General features: G+C 29.9%; 18 protein-coding genes and 1 riboswitch. Of the genes, 6 read left to right on the forward strand and 12 right to left on the reverse strand.

Annotated elements, in window-relative coordinates:
- Positions 1 to 133 precede the first annotated feature (133 nt).
- Positions 134 to 1528: an asparagine--tRNA ligase gene (asnS, locus tag L1S46_RS14375; protein WP_171787371.1), complete on the forward strand. Its 1395-nt coding sequence runs from the start codon at positions 134 to 136 to the stop codon at positions 1526 to 1528.
- A 503-nt stretch (positions 1529 to 2031) separates the two neighbouring features.
- Here asnS and serC read toward each other — a convergent pair.
- Positions 2032 to 3114, reverse strand: coding sequence for a 3-phosphoserine/phosphohydroxythreonine transaminase (gene serC, locus L1S46_RS14380; protein ID WP_011967440.1), 1083 nt, complete (start codon positions 3112 to 3114; stop codon positions 2032 to 2034).
- Between the two features lie 381 nt (positions 3115 to 3495).
- Between serC and L1S46_RS14385 the strand changes: the two genes are divergently transcribed.
- The gene (locus L1S46_RS14385) at positions 3496 to 4581 is read left to right on the forward strand and encodes an HD-GYP domain-containing protein (protein WP_011967439.1); all 1086 of its coding nucleotides are present in this window, start codon (positions 3496 to 3498) and stop codon (positions 4579 to 4581) included.
- Positions 4582 to 4656: 75 nt separating this feature from the next.
- The gene (locus tag L1S46_RS14390; protein ID WP_011967438.1) at positions 4657 to 5622 is read left to right on the forward strand and encodes a glycosyltransferase family 2 protein; all 966 of its coding nucleotides are present in this window, start codon (positions 4657 to 4659) and stop codon (positions 5620 to 5622) included.
- Between the two features lie 55 nt (positions 5623 to 5677).
- Here L1S46_RS14390 and L1S46_RS14395 read toward each other — a convergent pair whose 3' ends face one another.
- The 6 genes from L1S46_RS14395 to L1S46_RS14420 all read right to left on the reverse strand — a co-directional run bounded on the left by L1S46_RS14395 (position 5678) and on the right by L1S46_RS14420 (position 13303).
- Positions 5678 to 5875: a hypothetical protein gene (locus L1S46_RS14395; protein WP_038457010.1), complete on the reverse strand. Its 198-nt coding sequence runs from the start codon at positions 5873 to 5875 to the stop codon at positions 5678 to 5680.
- A gap of 126 nt (positions 5876 to 6001) precedes the next feature.
- Positions 6002 to 6613 carry a DNA-3-methyladenine glycosylase gene (locus L1S46_RS14400; protein ID WP_238900306.1) on the reverse strand — a complete coding sequence of 204 codons (612 nt, stop codon included), beginning with the start codon at positions 6611 to 6613 and terminating at the stop codon, positions 6002 to 6004.
- Positions 6614 to 6778: 165 nt separating this feature from the next.
- Positions 6779 to 7288: an anaerobic ribonucleoside-triphosphate reductase activating protein gene (nrdG, locus tag L1S46_RS14405; RefSeq protein WP_011967436.1), complete on the reverse strand. Its 510-nt coding sequence runs from the start codon at positions 7286 to 7288 to the stop codon at positions 6779 to 6781.
- A 205-nt stretch (positions 7289 to 7493) separates the two neighbouring features.
- Positions 7494 to 9416, reverse strand: coding sequence for an aconitate hydratase (locus tag L1S46_RS14410; RefSeq protein ID WP_238900307.1), 1923 nt, complete (start codon positions 9414 to 9416; stop codon positions 7494 to 7496).
- A 14-nt stretch (positions 9417 to 9430) separates the two neighbouring features.
- Entirely contained in the window at positions 9431 to 10600 is a 1170-nt protein-coding gene (gene nifV / locus L1S46_RS14415; RefSeq protein WP_011967434.1) for a homocitrate synthase, read from the reverse strand.
- A 594-nt stretch (positions 10601 to 11194) separates the two neighbouring features.
- Entirely contained in the window at positions 11195 to 13303 is a 2109-nt protein-coding gene (locus L1S46_RS14420; protein ID WP_238900308.1) for an anaerobic ribonucleoside triphosphate reductase, read from the reverse strand.
- Between the two features lie 460 nt (positions 13304 to 13763).
- On the opposite strand from L1S46_RS14420, the gene L1S46_RS14425 reads away from it, so the two are divergent.
- The 3 genes from L1S46_RS14425 (at position 13764) to thiT (ending at position 15849) form a co-directional block, all read left to right on the forward strand.
- Positions 13764 to 14612: a DegV family protein gene (locus tag L1S46_RS14425; protein ID WP_238900309.1), complete on the forward strand. Its 849-nt coding sequence runs from the start codon at positions 13764 to 13766 to the stop codon at positions 14610 to 14612.
- A gap of 161 nt (positions 14613 to 14773) precedes the next feature.
- Positions 14774 to 14980, forward strand: a complete 207-nt coding sequence (locus tag L1S46_RS14430) for a hypothetical protein (protein ID WP_238900310.1) — start codon at positions 14774 to 14776, stop codon at positions 14978 to 14980.
- A gap of 35 nt (positions 14981 to 15015) precedes the next feature.
- A riboswitch (TPP riboswitch) is annotated at positions 15016 to 15116 on the forward strand.
- Between the two features lie 55 nt (positions 15117 to 15171).
- Positions 15172 to 15849, forward strand: a complete 678-nt coding sequence (thiT, locus tag L1S46_RS14435) for an energy-coupled thiamine transporter ThiT (RefSeq protein ID WP_238900311.1) — start codon at positions 15172 to 15174, stop codon at positions 15847 to 15849.
- 230 nt (positions 15850 to 16079) lie between these two features.
- Here thiT and L1S46_RS14440 read toward each other — a convergent pair whose 3' ends face one another.
- From L1S46_RS14440 to L1S46_RS14460, 5 genes are all read right to left on the reverse strand, one after another.
- Positions 16080 to 16271, reverse strand: a complete 192-nt coding sequence (locus tag L1S46_RS14440) for a ferredoxin (protein WP_011967430.1) — start codon at positions 16269 to 16271, stop codon at positions 16080 to 16082.
- A gap of 129 nt (positions 16272 to 16400) precedes the next feature.
- Positions 16401 to 17240, reverse strand: a complete 840-nt coding sequence (locus tag L1S46_RS14445; RefSeq protein WP_011967429.1) for an Mrp/NBP35 family ATP-binding protein — start codon at positions 17238 to 17240, stop codon at positions 16401 to 16403.
- Between the two features lie 18 nt (positions 17241 to 17258).
- A complete protein-coding gene (locus tag L1S46_RS14450; RefSeq protein WP_011967428.1) occupies positions 17259 to 18095 on the reverse strand; it encodes a hypothetical protein in 837 nt (278 codons plus the stop codon).
- On the reverse strand, positions 18085 to 18855 hold the full coding sequence (locus L1S46_RS14455; RefSeq protein WP_077854027.1) for a prolipoprotein diacylglyceryl transferase: 771 nt from the start codon (positions 18853 to 18855) through the stop codon (positions 18085 to 18087). Before L1S46_RS14455 ends, L1S46_RS14450 begins: the two co-directional genes overlap by 11 nt.
- A 219-nt stretch (positions 18856 to 19074) precedes the next feature.
- On the reverse strand, positions 19075 to 19647 hold the full coding sequence (locus L1S46_RS14460) for a hypothetical protein (RefSeq protein WP_011967426.1): 573 nt from the start codon (positions 19645 to 19647) through the stop codon (positions 19075 to 19077).
- Between the last annotated feature and the right edge of the window lie 3 nt (positions 19648 to 19650).

Genomic DNA, 19650 nt, shown 5'->3' on the forward strand with positions numbered 1-19650 from the left:
AAAAGTATTGTAAAATCTATTTATTATCAAGGGTAATAGGTTACATAAATGATATTTTAAAATAGTGAAAAATTTTTTTCATTAATAATATGTTTTGATCACAAGATTAATTATAAAATGGAGGTCATGCAATATGGCAAAATCAATTTTAATTAGAAGTCTTTACAGAAATACTGATGATTTCTTATCAAAGGAAATAACAATATCAGGTTGGATAAAAACTTTAAGATCATCTAACGCTTTTGGATTTATAGAAGTTAATGATGGTTCTTTCTTTAAAAATATTCAAGTAGTTTTTGACGATAAGTTAAATAACTTCAAAGAAATATCTAAATTACCTATAAGTTCATCAATTTCAGTTATTGGTATCTTAGTTGCTACTCCTGAAGCAAAACAACCTTTTGAAATTCAGGCTAAGAATATTATTATCGAGGGTATGTCAAACTCTGATTATCCACTTCAAAAAAAGAGACACACTTTCGAGTACTTAAGAACAATAGCTCATTTGAGGCCTAGAAGTAATGCATTTGCTGCAACTTTTAGAGTTCGCTCTGTTGCTGCTTATGCAATACATAAGTTCTTTCAAGATCAAAATTTCGTGTATACTCACACACCAATAATAACTGGTAGCGATTGTGAAGGTGCTGGAGAAATGTTTAGGGTAACAACACTTGATCCTAAAACTCCTGAATTAAGTAAAGATGGAAGTGTAGATTTCAGCAAGGATTTCTTTGGCAAAGAGACTAATCTTACTGTATCTGGTCAGTTAAATGCTGAATGCTTTGCTTTAGCGTTTAGAAATATCTATACATTTGGACCAACATTCAGAGCTGAAAATTCAAACACTACAAGACATGCTGCTGAATTTTGGATGATTGAACCTGAAATTGCCTTTGCAGATTTACAAGATGATATGGAACTTGCTGAAAATATGCTTAAATATGTTATCAAATATGTTATGGATGAATGTCCTGAGGAATTAGAGTTCTTTAATCAATTTGTTGATAAAGGTTTATTAGAAAGATTAAATCACGTAGTTTCATCAGATTTTGCTAAAGTTACGTATACAGAAGCTGTTGAAATACTACAAAAGTGTGGAAAGAAATTTGATTACGATGTATCATGGGGCATTGATTTACAAACAGAACACGAAAGATATCTTACTGAAGAACACTTTAAAAAGCCACTATTTGTAACAGACTATCCTAAAGATATTAAAGCTTTCTATATGAGATTAAATGATGATGGAAAAACAGTAGCTGCTACTGATCTTTTGGTACCAGGAATCGGAGAAATTATAGGTGGTAGCCAAAGAGAAGAAAGACTAGATGTGCTAAAAGATAGAATGACTGAATTAAACCTATCTGAAGATGATTACTGGTGGTATTTAGAATTAAGAAAATATGGAGAAACTAAGCACGCTGGTTTTGGTTTAGGTTTCGAAAGATTAATTATGTATATAACAGGAATGACTAATATTAGAGACGTAGTTCCATTCCCTAGAACTCCTGGAACAAGCGAGTTCTAATTACTTAACTGTTAATTTTATATTATCAATAAAGAGGGGTATATCGATTAATTCGATAGCTCCTTTTTTGATATTATGTAATGATTAATTTAATATATATATATTGCAATAGTAACTTTGCATTTAAAATTCTATCAAGTTAGTTAGCAAATTAAGATTTATGAACTAATCCAAAACATATTTATATTAAATTTTTCCACCTTGTATTCTGCTTGACTATCTTTATATGGCTATTATACTTCTATAGATTTATTTAAAATTTATTTCATCTGTAATCTATACCTGAGTATTCTTTTATATGTCTTTTATATGGCAATTAATCTAATATTCGCTTATAAAAGCATTACATGTACTAACAATATTTAAAATTGTATATATTGTATTGATTATCTATACATAATACATATTATAATTCAGATATTAGTATAATTTTATTTATAAAATTAATTAAGGAGATAACCAAAACCTGATTATCTCCTTAAATTCAGTTGATTTTTATTCTATTACTTATTGTCTTCTTCGAATTTTCTCATGAATTCTACTAAATCTTTAACACCTTCAATTGGCATAGCATTATATATACTTGCTCTCATCCCACCAACTGTTCTATGTCCTTTTAGATTTTCAAATCCTACTGCTTTAGCTTCTTTTACAAATTTAGCATCTAGTTCATCTGAACCTGTTACAAATGGTACATTCATTAAAGAACGATCTTTCTTTACAACAGTTCCTTTAAACATGCTACTTGAATCAAGAAAATCATATAAAATAGAAGCTTTTTCTTCATTAATTTTCTTCATAGCTTCTAGTCCACCCTTATTCTTAACCCATTTAAATACTTTTCCGCATATATATATTCCATATGCTGGTGGTGTATTATATAGTGATTTATTGTCTGCATGAACCTTATATCTTAACATTGTTGGAGTCCCTGGTAATACATCTTCTGTGATTAAATCTTCACGAATTATTACTACAACAACACCAGCTGGTCCTGCATTTTTTTGTACTCCTGCAAATATTAGTCCATATTTTGATACATCTACTGGCTCAGATAAGAAATCTGATGACATATCTGCTACTAATATCTTATCCCCAACGTTTGGTAATTCTTTATACGTAGTTCCATAGATTGTATTGTTATGACATATGTAAACATAGTCTGCATCCTCTGAAACTTTTAAATCCTTTAAATCTGGTATATATGAAAAAGTTTTATCCTCTGAAGACGCTAATATATTAACTTTTCCAAATATTTTTGCTTCTGACGCTGCCTTTTTTGCCCATTGCCCTGTAATAATATGATCCACAACTTTATTTTTCATTAGATTCATTGGAATCATTGCAAATTGTTGTGATGCCCCACCTTGAAGGAATAATACCTTATAGTTATCCGGAATATTCATTAATTCTCTTAATGTTTTTTCAGCATCGGTGATGATTTCTTCGAACGCTTTAGAACGATGACTCATCTCCATAACTGACATGCCTGTCCCCTTGTAGTCTAGCATTTCCCCCGCAGCTTCTCTTAGGACTGACTCCGGTAATACAGCTGGTCCTGCTGAAAAATTATAAACTCTTGACATTGAAAAAGCCCCCTTTGATATTTTTATTTGTAATCTATAATATTATAACACAATTTAAATATCAAGTAACAAAATTATCATTTATTGATATAAAAAGTTAATGGACTTATATATACTTAAATCTGCTAAAATACTTAATTTATTATCAATTATGAGTTTAGTATCTTATATCAAATCTGTTGTATAAAAATCTAATTATCAGACCTGTTTTCTAACTAGTAGTTAGTTCTATTTTTTAAATATGTTAAACAAAATAATATATTTTTTCATCATAATACTATAAATACGCCAATTTTACTGATATACTACTATTATGTTTAACATTTAACTAAGAATTATGTTGTAAATTGTACTATAACCAACATTTGAGGAGAAGATAATATGAGATTAATTCCAATTGAATGTGTAAAACCGAATACAGTTATTGGTAAGACATTATACGATTCTGATGGTAGAGTATTAGTAAGAGCTGGTATGGTCCTTAGTGAAAGAATTATTTTTAAGATAAAGGATTTAAATATTTTATCAATATATATAATTGATGAATTTAGTTCTGATGAAATTGAAGATATTATTAAACCTGAATTGAGACAAAAAGCAATTCTAACAATAAAAGAAGCTTTTTCAAATATAAATAGACTTACTGTTGCTGATAAGTTTTCAAAAAATGAATCAGTATATTTCAATAATATTGAGTCTATGGCTGAAGATTTAATTGAAAATGTTCTAAATAATAAAAGTGTCTTACTTTCACTAATAGACATAAGAAGCATGGATAATTATATCTACTCTCATTCTGTGAATGTTGCCGTAATATCACTAGTCCTTGGAATTGCATTGAAGCTTCCAAAAAGACAACTTCAATATCTTTGTATTGGATCATTGCTTCATGATGTTGGGAAAACATTTATTCCAAAGGAAATTCTTATGAAAGAGGAAGAACTAACGGATGAAGAAGTTACAATATTAGACCAACATCCAATACTCGGATATAAATATTTATCAGACTCTTATAATCTGAGTGCTAATAGCAAAATAATAACACTACAGCATCATGAAAGACCTGACGGATTAGGTTATCCTAATAGGCTAGCTAATGATGAGATAAGTACCTTAAGTAAAATTGTAAGCATTGCTAACGCATATGACTCTTTATCAACCGGTAGACCTAATAAAAGAGCAATGTTTCCAAGTGATGTTCTTGAATATTTAATGTCTAATGCAGGCAAAAAATTTGACTATGAAATTGTTAATATATTCTGCAAAATTGTAATTCCCTTCTCAAAAGGAACTTTAGTTGATCTAAGTAATGGTGACATAGCTGTTGTGCAAGAAACTATACCTAACTTCCCACTAAGGCCTATTGTAAAAATTCTTAAAAGTTCTAGACCAGGTAGGGTTAACACTGAAATTAATTTAATAAGCGAAACCTCTGTAGTTATATCAAATATAAGATATGAATTATAAAATAATGAATATTAAGATTACAATTGAATAATATTGTTAATTTATTTGGTTATACTAATCATTGGAGGCGATTTTATGAAGGATATACTATATCTTGTAATTCCTTGCTATAATGAAGAAGAAGTTTTACATGAAACTAGTAAAAGATTGCTCGTAAAAATTAAGACTATGATTTCAAATAACCTAATATCTAATAAAAGCAAAATACTTTTTGTTAATGATGGTTCAAAAGATAGAACTTGGAGAATAATTGAAGAGCTTCATTCCAAAAATAATATATTTTCAGGAATCAACCTTTCAAGGAACAGGGGCCACCAGAATGCCTTACTTGCTGGGCTCATGGTTGCTAAAGATTATTCAGATATGACTATATCATTAGATGCAGATTTACAAGATGATATAGATGTCATAGATGCATTTGTAGAAAAATATTATGATGGATGCGATATTGTTTATGGAGTAAGATCCACTAGAGAAACTGATACCTTTTTCAAGAGAACAACTGCATTAGGTTTTTATAAATTAATGCGTATTCTTGGCGTAGACATGGTCTATAATCATGCAGATTATAGGCTTATGAGCAAACGTGTTGTAGACGGGTTAAGTCAATATAAGGAAGTTAATTTATTTCTTCGCGGAATGATTCCATTAATAGGATATAAATACTCAGTTGTTGAATATGAACGTCATGAAAGATTTGCTGGTGAATCTAAATATCCTCTAAAAAAGATGATTGCCTTTGCCTTGGACGGAATTACATCCTTTAGCATAAAACCAATAAGATTAATAACCCTCCTTGGTTTTACTATATTTTTTGCTGGAGGCGCAGCCCTAATTTATACTCTTATAGTTAAAATTTCAGGCCGTACAGTTACTGGTTGGACTTCATTAACCCTTTCCATTTGGGTACTTGGCGGAGTTCAGCTCTTATCTCTTGGCGTAATAGGAGAATATATCGGAAAAATATATAATGAAGCTAAACACAGACCTAGATTTATCATTTCTGATAAATTAATCAATGTTGATAAAGAAAATAAGTAATACAAAGATGACAATACATGTCTTAATTAATCCATGTACTGTCATCTTTATATTACTACTTTTTTATAGACTTAGATATATTTCTATTAAGATCTGATACTGATATAATTCCTTTTTTCCTAAGCATTTGTACATTCTCGAGTATTTCACTAAACGATATAATATTTTCTTTAGTAACTTTTATTTTTAAAGATGCTTTTCTCTTTTTATATTTATACGTACTAAAATTTCTATTAATTACTCTAGTAATCATAAATCTATCTCCTATAAAAAATATCTCATGATAGATTTATCGTATTAAATATATTACTCTTTATTTCTTTTTAGTAAAAATTTGTATTTTAGTTAAATGCTTAATAGGAATTACATTAAAAGTTTGCTACTTTTTCGATATGTATTTATTTCCCTCTATATAAAATCTCCATGGAAAATCTATTGCTTCTTCTGCATAATCTATTCCGATTCTTTTCGTTTCCACTATTTTAAACGTATCTTTTTCTCCTTCTTCTATATAAAAATCACCTTCATCGTATAACCTTTTATAATTTTCCGATTTATCTATTGAAAATGCAATACACAGTTTTGATGGTCCATTTGTAATTGCCTTTTTCTTTGTTTCTGAAAGTTCATCATAATTTTGATTAAACCTTTTTTTTGCAAGATAATCAAATTCATTTAACGGTTCCAATGCTCTTATTAGAACTCCCTCTCCCTTATCTTCTAATCCACTTATAACATTAAAACAATAGTATTTTCCATAAATAAAATAAACATAAGCAATCCCACCTTCTCTAAATAAAGGTTCAGTTCTTTCAGTCCTTCTTCCATTATAAGCATGCGATGCCTTATCTATTTCTCCTATATACGCTTCTGTTTCAACAATTTTAGCTCTTAATGTCACTCCGTCAACCTTTCTTATAATAACTTTTCCCAAAAGTTCTTTCGCTAAAATTAATGCACGTTGTTTATAAAATTCTTTATTTAAAATCAAGCTTCATTCACCTAACTTTCACTATAAGTAATATAACTTATATTGTGATATATGGGCCTATTTTATTACTCCAAAATTTATCCACATAGTTCAAATAATAATCCACAACTTTTTTAATTATACTCACACATTTGTGGATATTTTCAAAAACATCTTATATTAATGTTAAAGTTCTATAATAACAATTTGTTCTTTTTTTATACTTTCTTTAACATCTATTATTCTTTGATTAGTTGAACCTCTAAACTTAAGTCCATCTGACATCTTACTTTCTTCAAATTTTCCATCTACAAGAACATCAATATTGTTTAATAAATCACTCCAGCCCAATCTCGAATCCTTATTTTCTAAAATATATTCATAAGTATATCCTGTATAGCTCCAAATATTTAAACCTTTTTTTCTAAACTCCTTTGCCATATATGCAAATTTATCTGCCTGTTCCCACGGATCTCCGCCACTAAATGTTACTCCCTTTATAATTTCATTATTTAATGTATCATTAATTAATTCATCTATATCTCTTTGCTCTCCTCCATAAAAATCATGAGTATCAGGATTAAAACAACTTTTACAGTTATGCTTACAACCTTGTGAAAAAAATACTCTCCTTATACCGGGCCCATTAACTAAACTCTCATATGCTATCCCTGCTAATCTTATAGTCTTTTCCATTAAACTTACACTTCTTTCTCATCAATCTATTTATATACATTCTATTAGATAATTAATTATAACGTAAGTATAATCACATTTACAAATCACCTGCCTATTACAGCTATCTTGAATTTGAATTATAGACCTTAAGCATTTACATGCTTATTGGTATAAAAAAATGCAGAGTCTTAAAGACCCTGCATTTTCACTCTTTATCTTATAATTAACTATTTGCTTTAACGTAATTAAGTCTTCCGCCTTCTTTAATAACAGCAATTTCCTTCTCTGTTAGATCAACTGTTGCCTCAAATTCAGTTCCTTTAGTTAAGTTCTTAACTTTAACTACTCCTGATTCCAAAGCAGCTTGGATATCTTCCATCTTCAAGTCATCAACTAAATCAATCTTTTCATAATCAGCTTCATTCTTAAATTCAATTGGAACTATTCCATTATTTATTAAGTTAGCTTTATGAATTCTTGCAAATGATTTAGCTATAACAGCCTTAACTCCTAAGTATAATGGTGCAAGTGCTGCATGTTCTCTACTTGAACCTTGTCCGTAATTTCCTCCAGCGATTATAAATCCACCATTAAATTCCTTAGCTCTCTTAGGGAATTCTGCGTCAACTGTGTTGAAGCAGTATTCTGCAAGGTAAGGTATATTTGATCTAAATGGCAATAACTTAGAATTCGAAGGCATAATATGGTCAGTTGTAATATTATCTTCAACCTTTATTAATACTTTACCATCTAATTCTTCAGCTAATGGTTTGCTTACTGGGAATGGCTTAATATTTGGCCCTCTAACAACTTCAACTTCAGCATTTGTTGGTGCTGGTGCTAAAATCATAGAATCATCTATTAAAAATTCCTTAGGCATATCTATTGTTAAATCTACATCCACTTCGGTTGGATCAGTTAAAACTCCATTTATAGCTGAAACTGCTGCAGTTTCAGGACTCACTATATATATTTGTGCTGATAATGTTCCACTTCTACCATAAAAGTTTCTATTTACAGTTCTAAGGGAAATTGCATCAGTTCCAGGTGATTGTCCCATACCGATACATGGTCCACAACCATTTTCAAGTATTCTTGCCCCTGAACTAATTATATCTGCTAATGCACCGTTTCTAGCTATCATTTCCATAACTTGTCTTGATCCAGGTCCTATTACTAAGCTAACATCTGGATGTACCTTTTTACCTTTTAATATCTTAGCAACCTTCATTAAGTCTTCATAAGAAGAGTTAGTACAGCTTCCTATAACTACTTGGTCAACTTTAATCTTACCAACTTCGCTAACCTTAGCTACATTGTCTGGGCTATGAGGCTTAGCTGTAAGTGGTGTCAATTCACTTAAATTAATTGTTACTACTTCGTCATATACAGCATCTGCATCTGGCTTAAATTCTATAAAGTCTTCTTCTCTTCCTTGTGCCTTAAAGAATTCTAAAGTTCTTTCGTCACTTGGGAAAATCGAAGTTGTAGCTCCAAGTTCTGCTCCCATATTAGTTATAGTTGCTCTTTCAGGAACTGAAAGTGTTTTAACACCTTCACCAGCGTATTCAAATACTTTCCCTACTCCACCTTTAACAGTTAATATTCTTAGAACTTCTAATATAACATCTTTAGCCGCTACCATTTTATTCAATTTTCCAGTAAGCTCAATCTTAACTACCTTAGGAGTATTAATATTATAAGCTCCTCCTCCCATAGCAAGAGCAACGTCTAATCCACCAGCTCCCATAGCAAGCATACCAACACCACCTGCTGTTGGTGTATGGCTATCAGAACCTATTAATGTATCTCCTGGCGTTGAAAATCTTTCTAAGAATATTTGATGACATATTCCATTCCCTGGCTTTGAAAAATATACTCCATATTTAGATGCAACTGTTTGAATAAACTTATGATCGTCTGCATTTTCAAAACCTTGTTGTAACATATTATGATCTATAAATGCTACTGATTTCTTTGTCTTAACTCTATCTATTCCCATAGCTTCTAATTGAAGATATGCCATTGTTCCTGTTGAATCTTGAGTTAACGTTTGATCAATCTTTAATGCTATAGGCTCTCCTGCCTTTAATTCACCTTCAACAATGTGGCTTTTTAAAATCTTATAAACTAAATTATCTCCCATGTTTAATCCCCCTATTATTGCTTATTTCTTTCTTCTAATCGTCTATGATACTCTTTATATAATTGAACTACTTCTTTATCAAATAAAGTTCTCTTTAATCTAACTGATGTAGCTCTTACAAGTTCAAGTATTCCTTTTGCTTCATCCTCTGTAAGTTCTCTATTATATTCTCTAAATTTATTTATTATTGAAGCTCTTCCTGAATGCTTTCCTATAACAATTTGTCTTTCAAGACCAACTATATCTGGATCAAATGCTTCATAATTCTTAGGATCCTTTATTGCTCCATCTGCATGAATTCCTGATTCATGTGCAAACATATTTGTTCCAACAATGGCTTTCCAGATTGGAAGTTCTCTTCCTGATGCTCTTGATACATATTGTGATACTTCTCTAAACATTTGTGTATTTATTCCATCACCGTTATATCCGTAAACAAGCATTAATGCCATTATAACTTCTTCTAATGCTGCATTACCTGCTCTTTCTCCAAGACCATTTACAGTTACTCCAACATGCGATGCTCCACCCTTAATACCTGCTACCGCATTAGCTGTTGCCATTCCAAAGTCATCATGAGTATGCATTTCTATATCAAAGCCTGTTTTATCATATATATATTTAATATCATCTCTAATTTTAAATGGCTCCATAATTCCTACAGTATCGCAATATCTAAATCTATCTGCACCTGCTTGTTTAGCTGCATTAATATATTCAACTAAAAAGTCCTTATCTGCTCTAGATGCATCTTCCCCATTAACAGATACATAAAGACCATTTTTCTTTGCAAATTCTACAGATTTAACCATGCTTTCTAATACCCATTCTCTAGATGTTTTAAGTTTATGCTGAATGTGTATATCCGATACTGATATTGATATGGCAACTGCATCAACTCCACAATCTATTGATTGTTCTATATCACTGACTACAGCTCTATTCCATGCCATAATACTAGGTTTTAAATTTCTTTTTACAATTTCTTTTATAGCCTTCTTTTCGTCCCCACCCATTGTAGGAATCCCTACTTCTAGCTGATCAACACCTAAGTCACTTAACATTTCTGCTATTACTATTTTTTCTTCATTAGCAAAAACCACCCCTGCTGTTTGCTCACCATCTCTAAGAGTAGTATCTACTATAGAAACTTTTTTATTAGTTTTTAAATTACTAAGTGCCATTTTAGTCCCCCCATTTATATTATTTTCTTATTACTTAAAGCATATTTTTAATAAATTAACATTTTTACTGTATATTTATAATATCATATATTAATAAATCTATACAAGATTTATTTTATTTTTTTTGCAACGAAACAGCCACTCTCCTGCATGTATTTTCAAATTTTAATTGTTTTTAATGAAAATACTCTCAATTATTGCAAGTTTTTTTTTTGATGTTGCAATACATTGATAAATTAACAGTCCATTTTCTTTAGCAGATTTATCCAAAGCATTTAGTGTTCATACCAAATAGTTACATTATATTCTCTATTAATTTCATTAATATATTAAAGTTTACTTTTTATACCTCTATTTTTTAATAATTCTTATAGAAAATATGTTTTTTTGCTTCCTTAATATATAACTTCTGTATTATATAACTCATTCCTCATAAAATTATTTGTTTCATATTGCCTTATAAGCCAATATAACATCTGATGAATTAAATATATATTGATATATTTTTATATAAAAAAGAAGATGAGATTAATAAATCCATCTTCTTTTTCTATATTATAATTTATAAATTAAAAATCTATTATCATTATGCTTTTAGTAGTGATGCCCATGTCTCTCAGTATGTGATATTCTATCTTCTCTTTCATGATACTTTCCAGCACCGAATCTTTCATCTAAACTTAAATATCCTGTAACTCTTGATATTCCTTGAATATTCTGACTGCCACATTTAGGACACTTGCTTTCATTGTTTTGAAGATAAGTACCACATTCTCTACAATATCTTATATGAAAATTAATACCCATATAACTGATATTAGTATTTCTATATGCATAATTTATTATATCCATTATTGTTTCTGCATCTGGTGTGTCATCTACTTCAATATAACTTATATGTCCACCATTACAAAGTTTATGGTATGGTGCTTCAATATCAATCTTATCTTTAATAGATATTGGGTACGAAACAGGTATATGATAACTATTTGTGTAATATTCCTTATCAGTTACTCCTTTTATTAATCCAAATATCTTTTGATCTTGCTTTATAAATTTACCTGAAAGCCCTTCTGCTGGAGTCGCATAACAACTCCAATTTAGTTTATATTCCTCTGTAAGCCTATCGCAATATTGTCTTATATGTTCAACAATCTTTATTCCTAATTTTCTTGCTTCTTCATCTTCACCATGATGCTTTCCAACCAAAGCTAATAATGCTTCTGCAACACCTATGAATCCGATTCCCCAAGTTCCTTGCTTTAATATTGGTTCTATAGAATCATCAGGTTTTAATCCTTCTGAACCCTTCATAAGTCCTTGACCTGCAACAAAAGGTAAATCCTTAACTCTTAGATTCTTCAAAATCTCATATCTATGCATTAACGAATCTTTTGCTAATTCTAATCTTGCATCTAATATACTGAAAAACTTATTTATATCATTTTTAGCTTGCAACCCTATTCTTGGAAGATTAAGAGTTGTTGGTGCTATATTCCCTCTTCCCTTACAACCAGGCTCACCATTTACATTTTTCATAAGATAAGTTCTACATCCCATTGTAGCTGGAACATAACCTTTATCGTAATATTCCTTATTAAAATCTGCATCAATATTCATAAAAGTTGGATTCATTCTCTTTGCAGCTACTCTACATGCTAGTTTGTATAAATAAAAATATTCATCATTCTCTTCCCTATTAACGCCTGACTTAACTCTAAAAATTATATTAGGAAAAATTGGTTGTTCACCTTTACCTAATCCTTTTTCATATTCTAAAAGAAAAACTTCACATACTAATGCTGCATCTGAGCTTGTAGGTAAACCAATATTGATTGAACTAAATGGTACTTGAGATCCTGCTCTAGAATGCATTGTATTAAGATTATAAACTACACCTTGCATTGCTTGTTGTACCTTTTTTCTTACTTTCTTTTCTACCATAGCTTCTAACTTTTCTTCTGATACACCTAGTTCCAATAATTCTTCTCTAATTTCTTCTCTAGTTGGCTCTACAAATATACCCATGTCATTATCAAAATCCGGATGAGATTGACCACCAAACATATCATTTTGAGTTGATTGCAATAATATACATGATAATTCAGCAGCAGTTTCAATTCTCTTAGGAGCATTAATTGTTCCATATCCAGTATTAAATCCATTCTCTAATATCTCTTTTGTTGGTATATGCAAGCAGTTTACAGTTAAATTATAGCTATCTAAGTCATGATAATATAAATCACCATTCTCATGAGCCTTTGCCAAATTTTTTGGCATAGTAGCTAGTGTATTCCACTTATTTGATTCAGATGCTATTCTTAATAACTTAGAACTGAAATTATTTCCTACATTTGCATTATCTCTATCAGTTTCAACTCCAATTTGTCTTATAGCCTTCATTAAATCTGATTTTATATCTCTGACTTTAGTTCTTTCACGTCTGTATGCTGAATAAGCGACTGCTATATCTTTGTGTCCCTCATTTCTTAATGCTTTCTCTACAAAATTTTGTATTTGTTCTACAGTTATAGTCTTCTTATACTCTTCTTCTATATAAGTAATCACCTTATGTACAGTATCTAGAACTTGACTTTCTTTTAAATTTAAACCGATTTCACTAGCTGATCCTTTAATTGCTTGAGCTATCTTATCTGAATTAAATTCAACTTCTCTTCCATCGCGTTTCACAACATATAGCATTATTATTCCCTCCATGGCACAATATATAGTATTTTTACTACCGTACTATTATACTGTATTAGGTATTCATTAGCAACACTTCTAATTTTTTATTTTTAAACCACTAGATTTTAATTATCTCAATTTATATCCTATTATCTTTCGATTTATTCAATTTTTACGACTTTTTTATGTTTGACTTATTGTAGATAATCTTTATTGTTGTAATTTACTATGATTTATAGTATTTTTTCATAACAAACTATAAGAAAATTATTATTATATGTGTTCTAAAAAGTTAAATTGATTAAAATTTACTGTAAATTATCATCTTGTGCGAACCAAAAAGTTTTATGAAAAACATAGTTTATTATCTAAAAATATAATATAAATTATTTCTTTAAGTAATATATAAGAAATGTATTTTTTACAAATAGTGTTATAATTAAACTAAGACTATATATTTCTAGGAGGAACTAAGATGGATAAAATAGCATTAATAACTGATAGTGCTTCTGATTTGAATACAAATTTCGTAATAGAAAATAATATTAAAATAGTCCCGTTTAAAATTATATTCTCTGATAGAGAGTATATTGATGGAATAGATATAACGCCAAAGGCCCTATATGAATATTTGCCTAAGGAGATACCTAAAACTTCCTTGCCTGGTGTTGAGGATTTTACATTTGCTTTAGAGCAAGTAAAAAACGAAGGATATACACATGCAATTATTATAACAATATCAAGTGGCCTTTCTGGCGCTTATAACTCTGCAAGACTTTCATCTGAAAATGTCCCTGAAGTGAAAACTTTTGTATTTGATTCTATGACTTTAACCATGTCAGAAGGAGCTATGGTCATTGAAACTCTAAACCTAATAAAGCAAGAAAAATCCTTTGATGAAATAGTGATAACTTTACCTTCATTTAGAGATAAGATTGATGTGTTTTTTACAATAGATACATTAGAATACTTAATAAAGGGAGGACGAGTTGGTAAAGTTGCCGGAACTATAGCGGGCGTGCTCAATTTAAAGCCTATTATTACTGTTGGAGATGATGGTATATATCATACAGTTTGTAAAATAAGAGGCATAAAGCAATGCATATCTAAATTAACAAATATATTAATAAGTTATCTAGAAAATCATAAGTGTAAAGTTTGGATTTTAGATGGGGATGCACCTGAAAAATCTAAAATGCTTTATGATTCTATAAAAGATCTTCCTAATCTAATTGAATTTACCTTAGGCGGATCAATAGGACCTGCTCTTGGCGTTCATACTGGACCTGGTCTTGTTGGATTTATAGTTGAAAGATTAGATTAATCAAAAAATATCTATGTTAACTATTTACTCATAATTAAAGAGCTAAATATTAAAATTCATATTTTTTATTTAGCTCTTTAGCCTTTTACAGGTATACTTACTTTTCTACTTGTAAATAATAATAACAAAGAAATCTTTACTGAAAGGACTGTTTTGTTATTATGAAAGATTTTATATTAGATTCAACATATAAAGATGCTACTATTGTTAATAGAAATGATGATATCTTCACCATTTCATCAAATAGATTACCAAATAGCACAATCCCACATCACTCTATAAATTTGATTGCTTCTAGCTCAAATTCACATTCCAATTTAAGTAATAATAACAAATTTAACACATACAATGTAATTGACTATCTATAATAATAGGTATAAAATAGTATAAGTGTAATATATTTATAATGTGCTAGGGGAGCCGAGAGGCTGAGATTTGATATTCATAAACCCTTAAAACCTGATCTAGTTAATTCTAGCGTAGGGAATGCAACCTCTTAAAAACTTTAAACTATTTATTTGGTTGATAATCTCCGAGCACAATTAAGGAGGTTTTTTTTATGTCAATTTTTAATGATTGGATCGAACAATTTTCTAAACCTTTCCAGAATTTCTCTCAAAACATTCAAGATATTCTTGCAAGTCCAATGTCCATTATAACTTTATTAGGATGTATTTTACTACTTATAGCATTAGCTAAGGCGAAAAAGATAAAATTCACGCCAGAACTAATTGCTAGAATTGGTATAGCATTAGCGTTAGCCACTATATTAAAAATGCTAAGATTATATCATTTTCCTCAAGGTGGTAGCATAACTTTAGGCAGCATGATACCAGTATTGCTCATAGCATTCATATACGGTCCTGAAGTCGGATGTTTAACAGGATTTCTTTATGGTGTAATAACCCTAATACTGGATCCATATATACTACATCCGGTTCAAGTTTTATTTGATTATCCATTGCCCTTTACAGCATTAGGTCTTGCCGGATTCTTCAAACAAAGAAGATTAGTTGGAGTGAGTATTGCAATACTGGTCAGATTTTTATGTCATATTATTTCTGGTATAGTTTTCTTCGGGTCATTTGCCCCAGAAGGGATGTCCCCATTAGTTTATTCTTTACTTGTTAATGGTCCAATGATTGGAATAGAAGGAATCATATGCTTAGTAATTTTAGCCGTTCTTCCTATAGAAAGAATTTTTCATGCATCATCAGTAAATACTATTTCAAACTAATTGTATATATAAAACAATTTATATATACAATTAGTTTCGAAGCCATACTTAGTAACTAAAAATTTCACTTATCAGCATTTTAAGCTTATTAATGCAAAATATATAGAATAAAAATAGGATTAATTTTGTTTTATAAAACAAAATTAATCCTATTTTTGATCAAATAATAAATAACTATTATTTATAAATTATTTATTTTAGACGTTTTAGTTGTATTTTGCAATCAAATTTTATTCTTCTATTTCAATTGCATTTACTGGACAGCTTTCTTCTGCTTCTTTTGCCTCATCTACACAACCTTCTGGAACTTCATCAACTATAGCTCCTGCTTTTCCATCATCTTGCATGTCAAAGCACTCTGGACATATAGATGGACATAATCCGCAAGCTATACAAGTATCTTTATCTACTTTTGGTTTCATGGTTTACTTCATCTCCTCTAATATCAAATTACAAGCTTATTATTTCCCAAGAAATATTAAGTTATGTATATTTAATAATATAATTTAAAATGATGAAATAAATATAGTATAAGGAAAAAAAGTTTTCTTTTAATACAATCCTTCAAATATTAGTGAATATAGCGGATTCTCCTTAACGTATTCCTCTGCTTTTCCTTGCTCCAATGCTTCTGTAAGTTCAATATTAATTGGTAACTCTCCTATTAAAGGAATTCCAAGATACTCCGCATTTTCTTCTGATGACTTTCTGCTAAATACTCGTATCTTTTTATCACAATCTGGACAGTTTATATATGCCATGTTCTCTACTACGCCCTTAATCTTCACCCCTATCTTTTGGGCCATAATAACAACTTTCTTGACTATCATGGACACCATATCTTGTGGTGTAGAAACTATTACAATTTCATCAATAGGGAATTCCTGCATTACAGTTAAAGCAATATCTCCTGTACCTGGTGGCATATCTATAAGTAAATAGTCAAGCTCTTCCCAATTAGTTTCTACAAACATCTGCTTTAACACCCCTGTAATTACAGGTCCTCTCCAGATTACAGGTTCATCTTCTACCGCTGTTAAAAGATTCATGGAGATTATTTTTATCCCGCTTTCTGTTTCCACTGGCTCAAATTTTACCATATCATTTTCTAATGGAATTATTTTAGCTCTTTTATTGTTAACCCCAAAAAATCTAGGCATAGATGGACCTGTAATATCTGCATCCAACACTCCTACTTTATATCCCTTCTTAGATAACATACTTGCCATCATTCCAGTTACAGTTGATTTACCAACTCCACCTTTTCCACTTATAATACCTATAACATTTTTAATATTTCCATATCTGGATATTAACTTTAAACTTTCTTCACTACATCCTGTTCCTTTAGATTGACATGTGTCTTTACTTTTACAACTTTCACAACTCATTTATATATGCTCCTTTACTTACCAATCTTGTGGGACCTTATTAGGCTCACTTATTTTAATATCCCAGTCTTTATAATTATATTCTGCCGTTACATAGTAACTTTCAAAGGAATTATCCTTTTTATTATCTACTGTTATTAGTGTTTTGAAAACAGTACTATTATATCCTCTATTTTTTACTTTAATTATTGTATCAAAATCTTCATAATTATTGTTTACTAAATCAACACTAGGTAAAGTTTTGTTCAAACTTTTCTTAAAATCTTCTAAATCCACAGAAAATATGTATTTCAAACAATCTGTATCTCCAGCTATGTTCACTCCAACTTTGTTTCCGTTGGATAAGCTATCTTTTTTCTTATCAATAACTTTTAATATTGATTGATAATATATATAATTAAAGTCTCTTGGCTTTCTTATGAATGAAAGATTTTGCATTATTGTATTCTCTAAATTTTTAGGTACTGAAAATGCCTTATCGTCATCATAAAAGTTTCCTGTCCCATGTTCGTTAGCTCCAACTACATACTGATACTTTCTCACTTCATCTCCGGTACACACCTCAAAAATATAATCTGGATCTAATGAGCTTTTCTTTGAAACTTCACTTCCATCTGATAAAATCTTGTAAATGTCATCTATGGCTTTAGGATCATTAACTACAAACCTAAATCCACTATCTCTAACACTTTGTATAATAATTTTATCCACCTTATTTTGCTTTATATAATCAAATTGTTGATTTTTAAGATTCATTTTAACTTCTATATTATCAATGAAGCTACATCCTGAGAGCATCATACTAGAGACCAATACCAATGGTAAAACTATTGTTAAAAACTTACTATTTCTCACTGTTCTTCTTCGCTCCTTTGAAAATCCTATGGTTATTAAATACAACAATACCAATCACCAAAGTAAATATTGCGATAAATTGTGATGTTGATAGAATCCCGATACTCCCTCTTGGATCATCTCTTAAAAACTCTACTAAAAATCTACCTATACTATATACTATTAAATATAGTCCCACTATCTTTCCTGTTTGTTTTTCTTTCTTACTATAGTACAAAAGTATAAATCCTAGCAAAAAGTCAAATATTGATGAATAAATTTGCGTTGGATGCACGTGTATTCCTGCTGGTGCTAAAGATCCTTTTGGAAATGTAACACCTATTGGTAATTTGGTTTCTGCTCCATAACAACATCCAGCCAGAAAACATCCAATTCTACCAAAACCTTGGGCTATTGCAAGACCTGGAACCGTCATATCCAACATTTCAACAATGTTCCAAGACTTTTTCCTAGAATATAAGTACATAGCCAAGGCTCCTCCACCTATGGCACCATATATAACAAATCCATATCCAAAGTTCAGTAATATGCTTGGCTCTTTAATAATATCTTTAATCTCAGTTAATATAAATAATCCCTTTCCACCAAGCGCTCCACCTATTACAGCTAAAATTACTAAATTTAATAAAGAATCCTCATCATAGCCTTTTTTCTTTCCTTTATTTATAAATATAGCAGCTGCAACTATTATTCCAATTGCAATCATTAATCCATAACTCTTTATTTGTATCCCAAATATCTCAAATAATATTATCCTCATTGCTCGCCTCCAAACGTCAAATAAGTATCAAGGAGAAGCTATTCTGGCCTCTCCTTGATACTTAAATTATAATACTTATGCTTATCCTTGGCAAATCTTATTTAACTCATCAACTCAACATTCACACAATTATATATTTTATATCAAACATATAATGTAGTCTTTTCATATTAACCACTTATAATCCATAAAACTTTATATACAATAAATTGGCTAATTTCAACTTTGAGATGATTTAATACTTGAAATAATCGTATTTAAAATAGTCTTCATATTATCCTTATAATCCTTTGACTTAAGATTAAATAATATCTTTGCTGTTTTACCTTCTCCTAAATTTAGATAATAGCATTCATTGTTAAAATCATATCCATTCTTTACTTTTGTTTCATATTTAACTAATACCCCAGAATTATAGGAATTTTTAAAAGATGTTAATTCTGAATTATAATATTCTAGGCATTGACTATTTAAATCTTTTTCTGCAAACACGTTTATATCCTCTTTGGTATTTACTACTTGCAATAAACCAGTAAGCTTATTATTTTTGTCTTTAAAATCCAATTCATAACTCACATATTGCCCTTTACTTTCTTTTTCCTCCACATTCCATTCACTTGGCAGAGATATAACATATTTATTATCGTCAAAAGAATATTCTTTAAATTTGCTTATCCCCTGATCCATAAGAATTACCTGTTCGAAATTTTCTTTAAAGAAGCCCTGGGTTATGACCAGTATCAACATCAATGATAACAATATTGACGTAACAATCAACTGCTTCTTATTCATAAC

It is taken from the genome of Clostridium sp. YIM B02500 (assembly GCF_022324665.1).
In the GTDB taxonomy this organism is placed as follows: domain Bacteria; phylum Bacillota; class Clostridia; order Clostridiales; family Clostridiaceae; genus Clostridium; species Clostridium beijerinckii.

Bases quoted from the DNA above. Each gene is read 5' to 3' on its own strand.
- thiT (WP_238900311.1), top strand. From the start codon at position 15,172: ATGTCAATTTTTAATGATTGGATCGAACAATTTTCTAAACCTTTCCAG.
- L1S46_RS14410 (WP_238900307.1), bottom strand. From the start codon at position 9,416: ATGGGAGATAATTTAGTTTATAAGATTTTAAAAAGCCACATTGTTGAA.
- nrdG (WP_011967436.1), bottom strand. From the start codon at position 7,288: ATGGAAAAGACTATAAGATTAGCAGGGATAGCATATGAGAGTTTAGTT.
- L1S46_RS14455 (WP_077854027.1), bottom strand. From the start codon at position 18,855: ATGAGGATAATATTATTTGAGATATTTGGGATACAAATAAAGAGTTAT.
- L1S46_RS14440 (WP_011967430.1), bottom strand. From the start codon at position 16,271: ATGAAACCAAAAGTAGATAAAGATACTTGTATAGCTTGCGGATTATGT.
- L1S46_RS14395 (WP_038457010.1), bottom strand. From the start codon at position 5,875: ATGATTACTAGAGTAATTAATAGAAATTTTAGTACGTATAAATATAAA.
- L1S46_RS14460 (WP_011967426.1), bottom strand. From the start codon at position 19,647: ATGAATAAGAAGCAGTTGATTGTTACGTCAATATTGTTATCATTGATG.
- L1S46_RS14385 (WP_011967439.1), top strand. From the start codon at position 3,496: ATGAGATTAATTCCAATTGAATGTGTAAAACCGAATACAGTTATTGGT.
- L1S46_RS14425 (WP_238900309.1), top strand. From the start codon at position 13,764: ATGGATAAAATAGCATTAATAACTGATAGTGCTTCTGATTTGAATACA.
- asnS (WP_171787371.1), top strand. From the start codon at position 134: ATGGCAAAATCAATTTTAATTAGAAGTCTTTACAGAAATACTGATGAT.
- L1S46_RS14420 (WP_238900308.1), bottom strand. From the start codon at position 13,303: ATGCTATATGTTGTGAAACGCGATGGAAGAGAAGTTGAATTTAATTCA.
- L1S46_RS14430 (WP_238900310.1), top strand. From the start codon at position 14,774: ATGAAAGATTTTATATTAGATTCAACATATAAAGATGCTACTATTGTT.
- nifV (WP_011967434.1), bottom strand. From the start codon at position 10,600: ATGGCACTTAGTAATTTAAAAACTAATAAAAAAGTTTCTATAGTAGAT.
- L1S46_RS14445 (WP_011967429.1), bottom strand. From the start codon at position 17,240: ATGAGTTGTGAAAGTTGTAAAAGTAAAGACACATGTCAATCTAAAGGA.
- serC (WP_011967440.1), bottom strand. From the start codon at position 3,114: ATGTCAAGAGTTTATAATTTTTCAGCAGGACCAGCTGTATTACCGGAG.
- L1S46_RS14390 (WP_011967438.1), top strand. From the start codon at position 4,657: ATGAAGGATATACTATATCTTGTAATTCCTTGCTATAATGAAGAAGAA.